This is a genomic window from Pseudomonas extremorientalis (assembly GCF_001870465.1).
Taxonomy (GTDB): Bacteria; Pseudomonadota; Gammaproteobacteria; order Pseudomonadales; family Pseudomonadaceae; genus Aquipseudomonas; species Aquipseudomonas extremorientalis.
Window position 1 is genome coordinate 177,945 of sequence record NZ_MDGK01000058.1, and the last position, 12,034, is coordinate 189,978.

The window sequence follows — 12,034 nt, forward strand, 5'->3', positions numbered from 1 at the left end:
CAGTTGTCCAGCGTTTCCAACTGATTAATTGCGGGGAGCCTTTTGATGCGCGTGATTCTTTTCAGCAGCCAAACCTACGACCGCGACAGCTTTCTCGGCGAACCGTTGCCCGTAGGCCTGGAGCTGCAATTCCAGCCCGCCCGGCTCAACCTCGACACCGTGGCCCTGGCCGAACATCACGAAGTAGTCTGCGCCTTTATCAACGATGACCTCAGCGCCCCGGTGCTGGAGCAGTTGGCCAAGGGCGGCACGCGGTTGATCGCCCTGCGCTCGGCGGGCTACAACCATGTGGACCTGGCCGCCGCCAAGCGCCTGGGCCTGACCATCGTGCGCGTACCGGCCTACTCGCCCCATGCGGTGGCCGAACACGCCGTCGCGCTGATCCTCGCCCTCAACCGCCGCCTGCCCCGCGCCTGCAACCGTACCCGCGACGGCGATTTCAGCCTGCATGGCCTCACCGGTTTCGACCTGGTGGGCAAGACCGTCGGCGTGGTCGGCACCGGACAGATCGGCGTCACCTTCGCCAACATCATGGCCGGCTTTGGCTGCCGGTTGCTGGCCTACGACCCCTTCCCCAACCCGCAGGTCCAGGCCCTGGGCACGCAGTACGTGAGCCTGCCCGAACTGCTGGCCCAGGCGCAGATCATCAGCCTGCACTGCCCGCTCACCGCCGACAGCAAACACCTGATCAACGCCCGGTCCCTGGCGCAGATGCAACCGGGTGCGATGCTGATCAACACCGGTCGCGGTGGGCTGGTCGACACCCCGGCGCTGATCAAGGCGCTCAAGGACGGCCAGCTCGGCTACCTCGGTCTGGATGTCTATGAGGAAGAAGCGCAGTTGTTTTTCGAGGACCGCTCTGATCTGCCCTTGCAGGACGACGTGCTCGCACGCCTGCTGACCTTCCCTAACGTGATCATCACTGCCCACCAGGCGTTTCTGACCCGCGAGGCCCTGGCCGCCATCGCCGGCACGACTTTGGCCAACATTGCCGCCTGGGCCGATGGCCGGGCACAGAACCTCGTCGAAGGATGATCAGCGGTTACATACCAGGCTCATGATGAGCCAGCACCCGTGATAGGATGCCGCGCCTATTTGGAGGATCCATGGCCGAACACGATTTCCGCTTCAGTTTGCTGAGCCCGCAACACACCCTGATCGAATGCCGCGCCCTGGTGCCGGGCCGTTACCAGGTCACCGGCAACGGTGGCTCGATCAAGCATGGCGACGTTCTGATCGTCTCCCTGCGCGGCAGTAAAACCCTGTCGATGCGCCTCACCGTCGAAGGTGACGCGCGCTACTCCATCCGCCCGGCGGGCCAGTGGGTCGCCATGGCCCAGGGGCCGAAGTTCGGGGAGTTGGAGATTCACACCTGGAAGGTCAACTGCGACAGCTGCGACGCCGTGTTGGACTTCGAGTTTGCGGTGGAAACCAAGCTGACCAAAGAACCGCTGCAACCGGCCGCCAATGCGCGGATCGCCGAGTTGGGCTGGACCAGCGAGGGCGACAAGCACCGCTGCCCGAAATGCCAGAAGGCTGCGCAATGAGAGGCCTGTTTCTGCTCGCCGCCCTCGGGGCGGGCCTGACCGGCTGTGCCGGCGACGCGGTCAAGCTCAAACAGGATCACAGCTACGTGGTGGAATGGATTGGCGAGCGGCCGCTGATGGATTACGCGCACCTGACCGTCACCCTCGGCGCCGATGGTCGCGCCTATGGCAACGGCGGCTGCAACCATTGGTTCGCGCCCTACACCGTCGACGGTGAGAAGCTCAGCTTCGGCCAGATCGGCAGCACCCGCAAACTCTGCGCCGAAGCGTTGATGGAACAGGAACACCGCTTCTTCCAGGCCCTGCAAGGCGTGCAGCGCTGGGATATCTCGCCGATCGAGCAGACCCGGTTCTGGCCGGCCGAGGGCAAACCGATCCGCCTGTGGCTTGAGGAAGGCTGATTTTCCCAATCCATGGATTGATGGAAGCTAAATGTGGGAGGGGGCAAGCCCCCTCCCACATTTGATTCCGGGTAGCCCCTAGCCGCGCAAGGCCTTGAGCCTGGCCAGCACGCCTTCCGCCGTCTGCTCGCCCATCAACGTCTCGCGCACCTTGCCCTTGTCATCGATGATGTAGGTCACCGGCAACGCTTCGCTGCGTGGAATATCGAAAATCTCTTCCGGGTTCTGCGCCAGTACCGTGAACTTGATGCCCAGCTTGTCGCTGGCGGCTTTCAGCTCTTCGCCCTGGACATTGTCGAAGTTGACCCCGAACACGCCCACGTTCTGCGCCTTCAACTGTTCGGCCAAGGCATTGAGCTCGGGGATTTCCGTGCGGCACGGACCACACCATTCGGCCCAGTAATTGACCACCAGCCACTGCTTGTCCAAGCGTTCGGACGCCACCTTCTTGCCAAATTGGTCAACGCCGTAATCGTTACCGCAGCCGCTGAGCAGCAGGGTTGTGATGATCGCCAATGCACCGATCAGTCGCCTTGTCATGGGGTAATCCTTCGCAAAAATGAACGTTGGCTGCGGCCTATCGCCTCTTACGGTTTAAGGACAGGTCGCTGCACGGGTAGAATACCCGCCACCTTACGCAAGATGCGACCCGCACATGACCGATCTGACGCTTTATCACAACCCGCGCTGCTCGAAATCCCGCGGTGCGCTGGAACTGCTGGAGGCCCGTGGCCTCACCCCCACCGTCGTACGCTACCTGGAAACCCCGCTGGACGCCGCGCAACTCAAGGCGCTGCTCGGCAAGCTGGGTATCAGCGCACGCCAACTGCTGCGCACCGGCGAAGATGAATACAAAACCCTGAACCTGGCCGACGCCAGCCTCAGCGAAGTCCAGTTGATCGCCGCCATTGCCGATCACCCGAAATTGATGGAGCGCCCGATCCTGGAAACCGCCGACAAAGCCGTCATCGGCCGGCCGCCGGAAAACGTACTGGAGATCCTGCCGTGACGTCGCCGTATGTGCTGGTGCTGTATTACAGCCGCAATGGCTCGGTGAGCGAAATGGCCCGGCAGATTGCCCGGGGTATCGAGCAAGGCGGGATGGAGGCACGCTTGCGCACCGTGCCGGCGATCTCAACCGAGTGCGAAGCCGTGGCACCGAGCATTCCGGAGGAAGGCGCGCTGTATGCCAGCCTCGACGACCTGAAACACTGCTCCGGCCTGGCCCTGGGCAGCCCGACCCGCTTCGGCAACATGGCCGCGCCGCTCAAGTACTTCATCGACGGTACCAGCAACCTGTGGCTCACCGGCGCCCTCGTCGGCAAGCCGGCCGGGGTGTTTACCTCCACGGCCAGCCTGCACGGCGGCCAGGAAACCACGCTGATGTCGATGCTGCTGCCGTTGCTGCACCACGGCATGCTGATCACCGGCCTGCCCTATAGCGAACAGGCCTTGCTCGATACCCAGGGCGGCGGCACGCCCTATGGTGCCAGCCATCACGCCGGGCCGGACGGCAAGCGCATGCTCGACCAGCATGAGATCGCCCTGTGCCGCGCCCTGGGGCTACGCCTGGCGAACACCGCCACCCTGCTGGAGGGCGGTCGTGGCCAGGAAGCCTAAGGTCCTGCCGCCCCAGGCGTGGTTGGAGCCACGGGTCAGAATTGCTCGCGCGCTGAGCCTGCTGGCGTTTTTTGGCCTGGTGGGGTTGCTGTGCGTGTACTACCTGTTCGTTGCTGATCTGCACGGCGCACGGCCGTGGGTGATCCTGCTGATCGAACTGGTGCCCTTGCTGGTGCTGGCGCCAGGCATGCTGCTGGGCAGCGCGCGCGGGCACTCATGGATGTGCTTTGTGGTGAACCTGTATTTCATCAAGGGCGCGCTGGCGGCGTATGACCCGAACCGGCAGTGGTTCGGGGTGCTGGAGATGCTGGCGAGCCTGGCGGTGTTTTGCACGGCACTGTTGTATGTGCGCTGGCGGCATCAGTTGAACCGGCGGTTGGCAGCGGCCTGAAATACGTCATCGGGGGCAAGCCCCCTCCCACACTGTTACCGCGCCGCCTATCCAATGTGGGAGGGGGCTTGCCCCCGATGGCATCACCCCGGCCTCAATGGTTGACGGTGTACGCCAACATCATCGACAACTGGCACATCGGCCGTCCACTCTCGGCGTGCCACTGGTTGAACGCGCCCTGCACCGTCGCCAGGTCGCGCAGGCTGGTCGGCGCCTTGTCGACGATCTTCTGCGCGTTCAACGCCGCCACCACGTCATAACTCGGCACAAAGGTATCCTTGCCGACCATGCGTAAAAAGCGCGGCGCGGACAACCCGCCGAGCTGGTGGCCGTGTTTGCTCAGGTACTTCCACAGGCCGACAATGTCGGTCACCGGCCAATCGGCGATAAACGCGCCGAAGCTGCCCTTCTCCTGCTCGATATCCAGGATCATCTGCGCATTGCGCGGCACGCTCTTGAGCTTGCCCAGATGGCGGATGATGCTGGTGTCCTGCATCAGCCGCTCCAGGTGCTCGGCGCCCATCAGTACGACTTTTTCCGGGTCGAAGCCGAAAAACACCTTTTCGAACGCCGGCCACTTGGCGTCCACCACGCTGTGCTTCAAGCCTGCACGAAACACGCGCAACGCCAGGGTCGACAGGTAGCGATCATCACTGATCTTGCGTAATTGCGCCGCAGTCTTGGGCACAGGCAGGTGGGCTTCCAGCTCGGCCGCCGAACCGAAGCGGTTCAGACAATATTCGTGCAGCCACTTGTAATCGCGCATGCCCTCTCCTGGCAATTGAATGGAAAACGGCGCCCGCGAGCGCCGTGTGTCAGAGCCTTGAATGGGCTCAGAGGTTCACAACATTGACGAAGCGCGACGCGGCGGTCTCATCGATTTTCAGGCTGGTGAAGTCGAACAGGTTGCGGTCGGCCAACTGTGAGGGAATCACGTTCTGCAGGCTGCGGAAGATGCTTTCGGTGCGGCCCGGGGTCTTGCGCTCCCAGTCCAGCAGCATTTCCTTGACCACCTGGCGCTGCAGGTTCTCCTGGGAGCCACACAGGTTGCACGGGATGATCGGGAATTGCTTGAAGTCGGAGTAAGCCTGGATGTCTTTCTCGTTGCAATACGCCAGCGGGCGGATCACCACGTTGCGCCCGTCATCGGCACGCAGCTTGGGCGGCATGGCCTTGAGCGAGCCATTGAAGAACATATTGAGGAAGAAGGTCTCGACGATATCGTCGCGATGGTGCCCCAGGGCCATCTTGGTCGCGCCAATCTCATCGGCGAAGGTGTACAGCGTGCCACGGCGCAGGCGCGAACACAGCGAGCAGGTGGTCTTGCCTTCCGGAATCAGTTCCTTGACCACCGAGTAGGTGTCTTTCTCGACGATGTGGTACTCGATGCCCAGTTCCTTGAGGTAGGCCGGCAGCACATGCTCAGGGAAGCCCGGTTGTTTCTGGTCCATGTTGACGGCCACGATCTCGAACTTGATCGGCGCGACCTTTTGCAGGTGCAACAGCACGTCGAGCATGGTGTAGCTGTCTTTGCCGCCGGAGAGGCAGACCATGACCTTGTCGCCGTCCTCGATCATATTGAAATCGGCGACCGCTTCACCGGCCAGGCGACGCAGGCGTTTTTGCAGTTTGTTCTGGTTGACCGTAAGAGTGCCCATGGCGCTTGGATCCGCTGGAGGTGTGTGACGAAAAGCCCAGCATTTTACCGGTAAGAATCACCGAGTTCCAATGTGGGAGGGGGCTGCATTCCAATCTGCGATTAACCCCAACGTTTACAGCGCAATTCGCTCTAAAGGCCCTACAGTTATTCCGGTCATCCCTTCCTATACTGCGACAAGAGGTCGCACAGCTATCCAGGACCTTTGAGGCCATTTGGCCCGTGGGCGCTCCGATGGGGGGCGATGGCAATAACGACAGGAGTGACTGGCATGATCCATCACGTCGTGGGGCTTTTTACCCATCCCGACCAGGAATGGCGGGAAATCCGTGGCGATAAAGAAGAAAGCATCGGCCACATGTACCTCACTCACACCCTGATTCTCGCGGCGATTCCCGCCGTTTCCGCGTTTATCGGTACCACCCAGGTCGGCTGGGTCATCGGCAACCGCGCGCCGGTGATGCTGACCCAGGAAAGCGCACTGTGGATGACCATCATGTCCTACGCCGCGATGCTCGCCGGCGTGGCGGTGATGGGTGCATTCATTCACTGGATGGCGCGTACCTATGACGCCAACCCGAGCATGGCCCGCTGCGTGGCGTTTGCCACCTACACCGCCACGCCACTGTTCATCGGCGGGCTGGCGGCGCTCTATCCACATATGTGGCTGGGCATGGTGGTAGGCACGGCGGCCATCTGCTACACGGTGTACCTGCTTTATGTAGGTGTGCCGACCTTTATGAACATTGATCCGGATGAAGGCTTCCTGTTTTCCAGTTCCATACTGGCCGTAGGGCTGGTGGTGCTGGTGGCGATCATGGCCTTTACCGTGATTGTCTGGGGCTTGGGCGTAGGCCCGATCTATACCAACTGAGCAGATGAACCGTGGGCAAAGCCACCGCAAGGTGGCTTTGTGCATCATGCATGACCATTCGGCGCCTGACAGATTCGGAAACACCCGGCTTTGCGGCATACTGGGCGTCTCTGGAGATATGTACAGCATGCCCGAGCAACTCAATACCCGCGTCGAAGATTGTTTCCTGCTAGCCGAATCCTTTTTCAAACGAAGCTTCAAACGTCCCCAGGTCAGCCTCAAGCTGCGGGGCCAGAAGGCCGGTGTCGCGCATTTGCACGAGAACCTGCTGCGCTTCAACCCACAGTTGTACCGAGAAAACAGCCAACATTTCCTCAAGCAGACCGTAGCCCATGAAGTGGCGCACCTGATTGCCCACCAATTGTTTGGTGAACGCATCCAGCCCCATGGCGAGGAATGGCAATTGATCATGCGCGGGGTCTACGAACTGCCGCCGGACCGTTGCCACACCTATGCCGTGAAGCGCCGCCAGGTGACCCGCTATATCTACAAGTGCCCGTGCGCGGACAGTGACTTTCCGTTCTCGCCCCAGCGCCATGGCATGGTGGCTCAGGGCCGAAGGTATTTGTGCAGGCGGTGCCGGCAGACGCTGGTGTTTACCGGTGAAACCCGGGTGGAATGAGGGCCTCATCGGGGCAAGCCCCCTCCCACCTGTTGACCGCGCCGCCTATCGAGTGTGGGAGGGAGCTTGCTCCCGATGGCGTCGATCCAGTCACCCTACTACCTTGGTCCGCCGCAGATCCTGTATGCGCTGAACACTGAACCCCAACTCCGCCAGCACCTCATCACTGTGCGCCCCCACAGCAGCGCCTATATGCCTGGGCGCTGGCAACCCCTCCGAGAACTTCAACGGGCAGGCAATCTGCGCCTGGCTCGAGCCATCCCCCCTGGGCACCTGACTGACCAACGCCCGAGCCCTTAACTGCGGATGTTGCACCGCTTCACTCAGGCTCAACACCGGCTCCACACACGCATCCACCCCGGCAAACAACTCACACAACTCATCAAAGCTACGTTTCTCGAATTCAACCTGCAGCGCCTGCTTGAGTGTGGGCGACAGGCCCAGCGCCGCCAACTCCGGCCGTCCCAGCGCGTCACAGAGTTGCTGCATAAACCCAGGCTCCAGACTGCCGACCGACATCCAACGCCCATCCCGCGAGCGGTAATAATCGTAAAAACTGCCACCGTTCAGCACATGGCTTTCGCGTTCAGGCTCGACATCGCACGCCAGGAAGCCCGCACCCGCCATGGCGTTCAGGCTGAACGAGCAGTCGGTCATGCTCACATCCAGATACTGGCCTACCCCGCTCTGCTGCCGGGCGATGACCGCCGCGAGCAGCCCCACTACCGCATGCAGCGACCCGCCGCCCACATCCGCCAGTTGTACGCCCAGTGGCAACGGGCCGCTGTCCCGGCGCCCGGTGTAGCTGGCCACCCCGGCCAACGCCAGGTAATTGATGTCGTGCCCGGCGCGGTCCCTATACGGGCCAGTCTGGCCATAACCGGTGATCGATACATATATCAGCCGGGGGTTGATCGCCTTCAATGCCTCATACCCCAACCCCAGTCGCTCCATCACCCCAGGGCGGAATTGTTCAAGCAGGATGTCGTATTCCTTGACCAGCGCCCGTACGATCTCCAGCGCCTCGGCCTGCTTGAGGTCCAGCGCCAGGCTGCGCTTGTTGCGGTTGAGGTAGGCGTGGCTGGCCGACGTGCCCTGGTCGTGGGGTGGCAGTACGCGCAACAGGTCCATGCGCGTGGGTGACTCGATACGCAGCACCTCGGCGCCCATGTCTGCCAGCATCAGCGACGCAAACGGGCCAGGCAGCAAGGTGGAAAAATCCAGCACTTTGAGGGACGCCAAGGGACCTGACATGGGCACTCCATTTCGGTTTTGAATGCCCACAGACTAGGCAGCCTTGCGCCGGTCGGCAATCGCCGGAACGGTCACCGACAGTGACCGTTTTGATCACGGCGGGCTTTTTCGCGGCGGCGGCTTTATCATTGGCCCACGTTTGCTTGCAGAGTGTTCCATGAAGTTTGCGATTGCAGTGTTTTGTGCCGCCCACGCGCCCTCCTCGCGCCGCGCCCTGCTGTTTGCCCGGGCGGCACTGGCCGGCGGGCATGAGATTGTGCGGCTGTTTTTCTACCAGGACGGCGTGTACAGCGCGTCCAATTCGGTTGTTGTGCCCCAGGATGAGCAGGACATCGCTCGCCAATGGCGTGAGTTTGTCAGCGCGCACCAACTCGACAGCGTGGTGTGCATCGCCGCCGCCTTGCGTCGTGGCGTGCTCAACGAGGAGGAAGCCATGCGTTATCAACGCAGTGCAGTCAACCTCGATGCGCCGTGGGAGCTGTCGGGCCTGGGGCAATTGCACGACGCCGCCCAGGCCGCCGATCGCCTGATCTGTTTTGGAGGGCCGTGACATGTCCAAATCCCTATTGGTGATCAGCCGCCAGGCACCTTGGTCTGGCCCGGGCGCACGCGAAGCACTGGACATCGTGCTGGCTGGCGGTGCCTTCGATCTGCCCATCGGCCTGCTGTTCCTCGACGACGGCGTGTTCCAACTGGCACCACATCAGGACGCCAAGGCCGTGCAGCAGAAGGACCTCGGCGCCAACCTGCAGGCGCTGGGCCTGTTCGGTATCGACGAGGTATTCGCCTGCCACCATAGCCTGGCCGAACGCGGCCTCACGACACCCGCCAGCGCACAGCCGCTGGACAGCGCTGCGATCTCCCAGTTGATTGACCGTTACGACCAGGTGATAACCCTCTGATGTCGACTCTACATGTGGTTTCCCACTCCCCGTTTACCGATAGCCGCCTGGACAGCTGCCTGCGTATCTGTGGCGTTAATGACGCCATCCTGCTCTGCGGCGACGGCGCCTATGGGCTGCACAACGCGGCGCTGCAAACCAAAGGTGTGAAGGTGTTTGTGCTGGCCGAAGACATGCAGGCGCGCAACCTGCCCTTGCCGGACTGGGCCGACAGCGTCGATTACCCAGGTTTCGTGCAGTTGTCGCTCGACTACGACAAGGTCAACAGCTGGCTATGAACACCCTGACCGTAGGCACACGCACCCTGGAACTGGACAAGGACGGCTACCTGGTCGACCTGAACGCCTGGTCCGAGGAAGTCGCCAGCGCCCTGGCCGCCGCCGAACCCCTGGCGTTGACCGCGGACCATTGGGAAATCCTCACGCTCTTGCGCCAGTTCTACAGCGAATTCCAGCTGTCCCCGGCCACGCGCCCGCTGATCAAGTACACCGCCTTGAAGCTGGGCCCGGAAAAAGGCAACAGCCTGCACCTCAACAAACTGTTCAACGGCACTCCCGCCAAACTCGCCGCCAAGCTGGCGGGCCTGCCCAGGCCGACGAATTGCTTATGACCGACTTTGCCCCGCTGACTCTTCAAACCCCTGCCGAGCACCCGTTTGCACCATTCGTGCGCATCCTGGGCAAAGGCAAGCGCGGTGCGCGCAACCTCACCCGTGAGGAGGCCCGCGAAGCCATGGGCATGCTGCTCGACGAAAAAGTCGAGGACACCCAGCTCGGCGCCTTCCTGATGCTGCTGCGCCACAAGGAAGAAAGCCCGGAAGAACTGGCCGGTTTCACCGAAGCCGTGCGCGAACGCCTGGATGCCCCGGCACTGAACGTGGATGTCGACTGGCCGACCTACGCCGGCAAGAAACGCCACCTGCCGTGGTACCTGCTGGCGGCCAAGTGCCTGGCGCAAAACGGCGTGCGCATCCTCATGCACGGCGGCGGCGCCCACACGGCGGGACGGCTGTACACCGAGCAATTGCTGGAGGGTTTGCAGATTCCCTTGTGCCGCAACTGGCAGCAGGTCGAGGCTGCCTATGCAAAAGGCAACCTGGCCTTTATCCCGCTGGGTGACTGGGCGCCGCAGTTGCAACGCATGATCGACCTGCGCAACACCCTAGGCTTGCGCTCGCCCATCCATTCCCTGGCGCGCCTGCTCAACCCGCTGAATGCGCGACTGGGGCTGCAAAGCATTTTCCATCCCGGTTACCAAGGCGTGCACCGCGATGCCAGCGGCCTGCTCGGCGACAATGTGATTGTGGTCAAGGGCGATGGCGGCGAGGTCGAGATCAACCCCGACACCCTCAGCCATCTGTACGGCACCACCGGCGGCGAAAGCTGGGACGAAGAATGGCCCGCCCTCTCCGCCCAACGCCACGTCAAGCCGGCCACCCTCGACCCCGAACACTTGAAAGCCGTGTGGCGCGGCGACATTGAGGACAGCTACCCGCAATTGGCACTGATCGCCACCATGGCCCTGGCCTTGCGTGGCCTGGGTCACCCACGGGAGCAGGCCTTTGAACTGGCCCGGCAATACTGGATCGCACGGGACAAATCGATTTAATCGATGATTAACCCCCGGTCTTTGCGCTTTTAGTTCGAACTCATCCCTTTAGACTGGGCTCCAACGCTTATTAGCCAAGGAGCCAGTCATGGGTTTGCTGATCGAAGGACACTGGAAAGACCAGTGGTACGAAAGTAGCACGGACGGTGCGTTCCAGCGCGAACAGGCGCAACGCCGCCACTGGGTCACCGCCGACGGCGCGCCAGGCCCGAGTGGCGAAGGCGGCTTCACAGCCGAGGCCGGCCGCTACCACCTCTATGTCTCCCTGGCCTGCCCTTGGGCTCACCGCACGCTGATCCTGCGCAAGCTCAAGGGCCTGGAAAGCCTGATCGACGTGTCCGTGGTCAGTTGGTTGATGCTGGAAAATGGCTGGACCTTCGACAAGGCCCATGGCTCGACCGGCGACAAACTCGACGACTTAGCCTTCATGCACCAGCGTTATACCGCCGACACCGCCGATTACACCGGGCGCGTCACTGTGCCGGTGCTGTGGGACAAAAAGCTGCAGCGCATCGTGAGCAATGAGTCGGCGGAGATCATCCGCATGTTCAACAGCGCCTTCAATGAATTGACCGGCAACACCCTGGATTTCTACCCCGAGCCGCTGCGCGCAACCATCGACGCCTTGAACGAGCGCATTTACCCGGCGGTGAACAACGGCGTGTACCGCGCAGGCTTCGCCACCTCACAGCAGGCGTATGAACGTGCGTTTGATGATGTATTTGCCGAGCTGGATCATCTGGAACAGCACTTGGGCGACCATCGTTACCTGGCCGGCGATTACCTGACGGAGGCGGATGTACGGCTCTTCACCACGCTGATTCGCTTTGATGCGGTGTATTACAGCCACTTCAAATGCAATTTGCGCAGGATTGCGGATTACCCGAGCCTGTCGAATTGGTTGAGGGAGATGTATCAGTGGCCGGGGGTGGCCGAGACGGTCGATTTCGAACACATCAAGGGGCATTACTATGCCAGCCATCGCACGATCAACCCCACGGGGATTGTGCCGAAGGGGCCGTCGCAGGGGTTTGATGAACCGCACGATCGGAAGCAATTGATTGGCAAAGGCGTGTGGAACTGATCCGACGTATTGGCTGGCTTTTAGGGCCTCATCGGGGGCAAGCCCCCTCCCACACTGGAATGCAGTCCAATGTG

At 61.9% G+C, this 12,034-nt stretch carries 18 protein-coding genes; 14 read left to right on the forward strand and 4 right to left on the reverse strand.

What is annotated here, in order from left to right:
- Window positions 1-45 precede the first annotated feature (45 nt).
- The 3 genes from BFN10_RS24555 (at window position 46) to BFN10_RS24565 (ending at window position 1,948) form a co-directional block, all read left to right on the forward strand.
- Window positions 46-1,035: a 2-hydroxyacid dehydrogenase gene (locus BFN10_RS24555; protein ID WP_071491871.1), complete on the forward strand. Its 990-nt coding sequence runs from the start codon at window positions 46-48 to the stop codon at window positions 1,033-1,035.
- 71 nt (window positions 1,036-1,106) lie between these two features.
- A complete protein-coding gene (locus tag BFN10_RS24560) occupies window positions 1,107-1,547 on the forward strand; it encodes a hypothetical protein (protein WP_071491872.1) in 441 nt (146 codons plus the stop codon).
- Window positions 1,544-1,948 (forward strand): META domain-containing protein, encoded by a 405-nt coding sequence (locus tag BFN10_RS24565; protein WP_071491873.1) that lies wholly within the window; start codon window positions 1,544-1,546, stop codon window positions 1,946-1,948. Before BFN10_RS24560 ends, BFN10_RS24565 begins: the two co-directional genes overlap by 4 nt.
- A gap of 78 nt (window positions 1,949-2,026) precedes the next feature.
- On the opposite strand, the gene BFN10_RS24570 is transcribed toward BFN10_RS24565, so the two are convergent.
- A complete protein-coding gene (locus BFN10_RS24570; protein ID WP_071491874.1) occupies window positions 2,027-2,488 on the reverse strand; it encodes a TlpA disulfide reductase family protein in 462 nt (153 codons plus the stop codon).
- A gap of 115 nt (window positions 2,489-2,603) precedes the next feature.
- Here BFN10_RS24570 and arsC point away from each other — a divergent pair, with 115 nt between their 5' ends.
- Genes arsC through BFN10_RS24585 form a run of 3 tightly spaced genes read left to right on the forward strand, consistent with a single transcriptional unit; the run spans window position 2,604 to window position 3,959 of the window.
- Window positions 2,604-2,957: an arsenate reductase (glutaredoxin) gene (gene arsC / locus BFN10_RS24575; protein ID WP_071491875.1), complete on the forward strand. Its 354-nt coding sequence runs from the start codon at window positions 2,604-2,606 to the stop codon at window positions 2,955-2,957.
- Window positions 2,954-3,568 carry an NAD(P)H:quinone oxidoreductase gene (wrbA, locus tag BFN10_RS24580; protein ID WP_071491876.1) on the forward strand — a complete coding sequence of 205 codons (615 nt, stop codon included), beginning with the start codon at window positions 2,954-2,956 and terminating at the stop codon, window positions 3,566-3,568. Before arsC ends, wrbA begins: the two co-directional genes overlap by 4 nt.
- A complete protein-coding gene (locus tag BFN10_RS24585) occupies window positions 3,552-3,959 on the forward strand; it encodes a DUF2069 domain-containing protein (RefSeq protein ID WP_071491877.1) in 408 nt (135 codons plus the stop codon). The genes wrbA and BFN10_RS24585 overlap by 17 nt, the downstream gene beginning before the upstream one ends.
- 94 nt (window positions 3,960-4,053) lie before the next feature.
- Here the strand turns inward: BFN10_RS24585 and BFN10_RS24590 are convergent, their stop codons facing one another.
- Together BFN10_RS24590 and ttcA are read right to left on the reverse strand one after the other, a co-directional pair.
- Window positions 4,054-4,725, reverse strand: a complete 672-nt coding sequence (locus BFN10_RS24590) for a DNA-3-methyladenine glycosylase I (protein WP_071491878.1) — start codon at window positions 4,723-4,725, stop codon at window positions 4,054-4,056.
- A 67-nt stretch (window positions 4,726-4,792) separates the two neighbouring features.
- Window positions 4,793-5,617: a tRNA 2-thiocytidine(32) synthetase TtcA gene (gene ttcA / locus BFN10_RS24595; protein WP_058425451.1), complete on the reverse strand. Its 825-nt coding sequence runs from the start codon at window positions 5,615-5,617 to the stop codon at window positions 4,793-4,795.
- 270 nt (window positions 5,618-5,887) lie between these two features.
- On the opposite strand from ttcA, the gene BFN10_RS24600 reads away from it, so the two are divergent.
- Both BFN10_RS24600 and BFN10_RS24605 read left to right on the forward strand, forming a co-directional pair.
- Complete coding sequence (locus BFN10_RS24600) at window positions 5,888-6,490, forward strand: Yip1 family protein (RefSeq protein WP_058425452.1); 603 nt, start codon at window positions 5,888-5,890, stop codon at window positions 6,488-6,490.
- Window positions 6,491-6,617: 127 nt separating this feature from the next.
- Window positions 6,618-7,112, forward strand: a complete 495-nt coding sequence (locus BFN10_RS24605) for a SprT family zinc-dependent metalloprotease (protein ID WP_071492040.1) — start codon at window positions 6,618-6,620, stop codon at window positions 7,110-7,112.
- A gap of 90 nt (window positions 7,113-7,202) precedes the next feature.
- Here the strand turns inward: BFN10_RS24605 and BFN10_RS24610 are convergent, their stop codons facing one another.
- Window positions 7,203-8,366 carry a CaiB/BaiF CoA transferase family protein gene (locus BFN10_RS24610; RefSeq protein ID WP_071491879.1) on the reverse strand — a complete coding sequence of 388 codons (1,164 nt, stop codon included), beginning with the start codon at window positions 8,364-8,366 and terminating at the stop codon, window positions 7,203-7,205.
- A 157-nt stretch (window positions 8,367-8,523) separates the two neighbouring features.
- On the opposite strand from BFN10_RS24610, the gene tusD reads away from it, so the two are divergent.
- The 6 genes from tusD to BFN10_RS24640 all read left to right on the forward strand — a co-directional run bounded on the left by tusD (window position 8,524) and on the right by BFN10_RS24640 (window position 11,960).
- Window positions 8,524-8,916, forward strand: a complete 393-nt coding sequence (gene tusD, locus BFN10_RS24615) for a sulfurtransferase complex subunit TusD (RefSeq protein WP_071491880.1) — start codon at window positions 8,524-8,526, stop codon at window positions 8,914-8,916.
- A 1-nt stretch (window position 8,917) separates the two neighbouring features.
- Entirely contained in the window at window positions 8,918-9,268 is a 351-nt protein-coding gene (gene tusC / locus BFN10_RS24620; RefSeq protein ID WP_071491881.1) for a sulfurtransferase complex subunit TusC, read from the forward strand.
- A complete protein-coding gene (gene tusB / locus BFN10_RS24625; RefSeq protein ID WP_071491882.1) occupies window positions 9,268-9,546 on the forward strand; it encodes a sulfurtransferase complex subunit TusB in 279 nt (92 codons plus the stop codon). The genes tusC and tusB overlap by 1 nt, the downstream gene beginning before the upstream one ends.
- Window positions 9,543-9,878, forward strand: coding sequence for a TusE/DsrC/DsvC family sulfur relay protein (locus BFN10_RS24630; protein WP_071491883.1), 336 nt, complete (start codon window positions 9,543-9,545; stop codon window positions 9,876-9,878). Before tusB ends, BFN10_RS24630 begins: the two co-directional genes overlap by 4 nt.
- On the forward strand, window positions 9,875-10,876 hold the full coding sequence (locus BFN10_RS24635) for a glycosyl transferase family protein (RefSeq protein WP_071491884.1): 1,002 nt from the start codon (window positions 9,875-9,877) through the stop codon (window positions 10,874-10,876). Before BFN10_RS24630 ends, BFN10_RS24635 begins: the two co-directional genes overlap by 4 nt.
- 88 nt (window positions 10,877-10,964) lie before the next feature.
- Entirely contained in the window at window positions 10,965-11,960 is a 996-nt protein-coding gene (locus tag BFN10_RS24640; RefSeq protein WP_071491885.1) for a glutathione S-transferase family protein, read from the forward strand.
- The last annotated feature ends 74 nt before the right edge of the window (window positions 11,961-12,034 follow it).

Coding starts and splice junctions, on each gene's coding strand:
- tusD (WP_071491880.1), top strand. CDS start 8,524: ATGAAGTTTGCGATTGCAGTGTTTTGTGCCGCCCACGCGCCCTCCTCG.
- tusC (WP_071491881.1), top strand. CDS start 8,918: ATGTCCAAATCCCTATTGGTGATCAGCCGCCAGGCACCTTGGTCTGGC.
- BFN10_RS24605 (WP_071492040.1), top strand. CDS start 6,618: ATGCCCGAGCAACTCAATACCCGCGTCGAAGATTGTTTCCTGCTAGCC.
- BFN10_RS24635 (WP_071491884.1), top strand. CDS start 9,875: ATGACCGACTTTGCCCCGCTGACTCTTCAAACCCCTGCCGAGCACCCG.
- BFN10_RS24570 (WP_071491874.1), bottom strand. CDS start 2,488: ATGACAAGGCGACTGATCGGTGCATTGGCGATCATCACAACCCTGCTG.
- BFN10_RS24555 (WP_071491871.1), top strand. CDS start 46: ATGCGCGTGATTCTTTTCAGCAGCCAAACCTACGACCGCGACAGCTTT.
- BFN10_RS24640 (WP_071491885.1), top strand. CDS start 10,965: ATGGGTTTGCTGATCGAAGGACACTGGAAAGACCAGTGGTACGAAAGT.
- ttcA (WP_058425451.1), bottom strand. CDS start 5,617: ATGGGCACTCTTACGGTCAACCAGAACAAACTGCAAAAACGCCTGCGT.
- BFN10_RS24560 (WP_071491872.1), top strand. CDS start 1,107: ATGGCCGAACACGATTTCCGCTTCAGTTTGCTGAGCCCGCAACACACC.
- BFN10_RS24565 (WP_071491873.1), top strand. CDS start 1,544: ATGAGAGGCCTGTTTCTGCTCGCCGCCCTCGGGGCGGGCCTGACCGGC.
- tusB (WP_071491882.1), top strand. CDS start 9,268: ATGTCGACTCTACATGTGGTTTCCCACTCCCCGTTTACCGATAGCCGC.
- BFN10_RS24600 (WP_058425452.1), top strand. CDS start 5,888: ATGATCCATCACGTCGTGGGGCTTTTTACCCATCCCGACCAGGAATGG.
- arsC (WP_071491875.1), top strand. CDS start 2,604: ATGACCGATCTGACGCTTTATCACAACCCGCGCTGCTCGAAATCCCGC.
- BFN10_RS24630 (WP_071491883.1), top strand. CDS start 9,543: ATGAACACCCTGACCGTAGGCACACGCACCCTGGAACTGGACAAGGAC.
- BFN10_RS24590 (WP_071491878.1), bottom strand. CDS start 4,725: ATGCGCGATTACAAGTGGCTGCACGAATATTGTCTGAACCGCTTCGGT.
- BFN10_RS24610 (WP_071491879.1), bottom strand. CDS start 8,366: ATGTCAGGTCCCTTGGCGTCCCTCAAAGTGCTGGATTTTTCCACCTTG.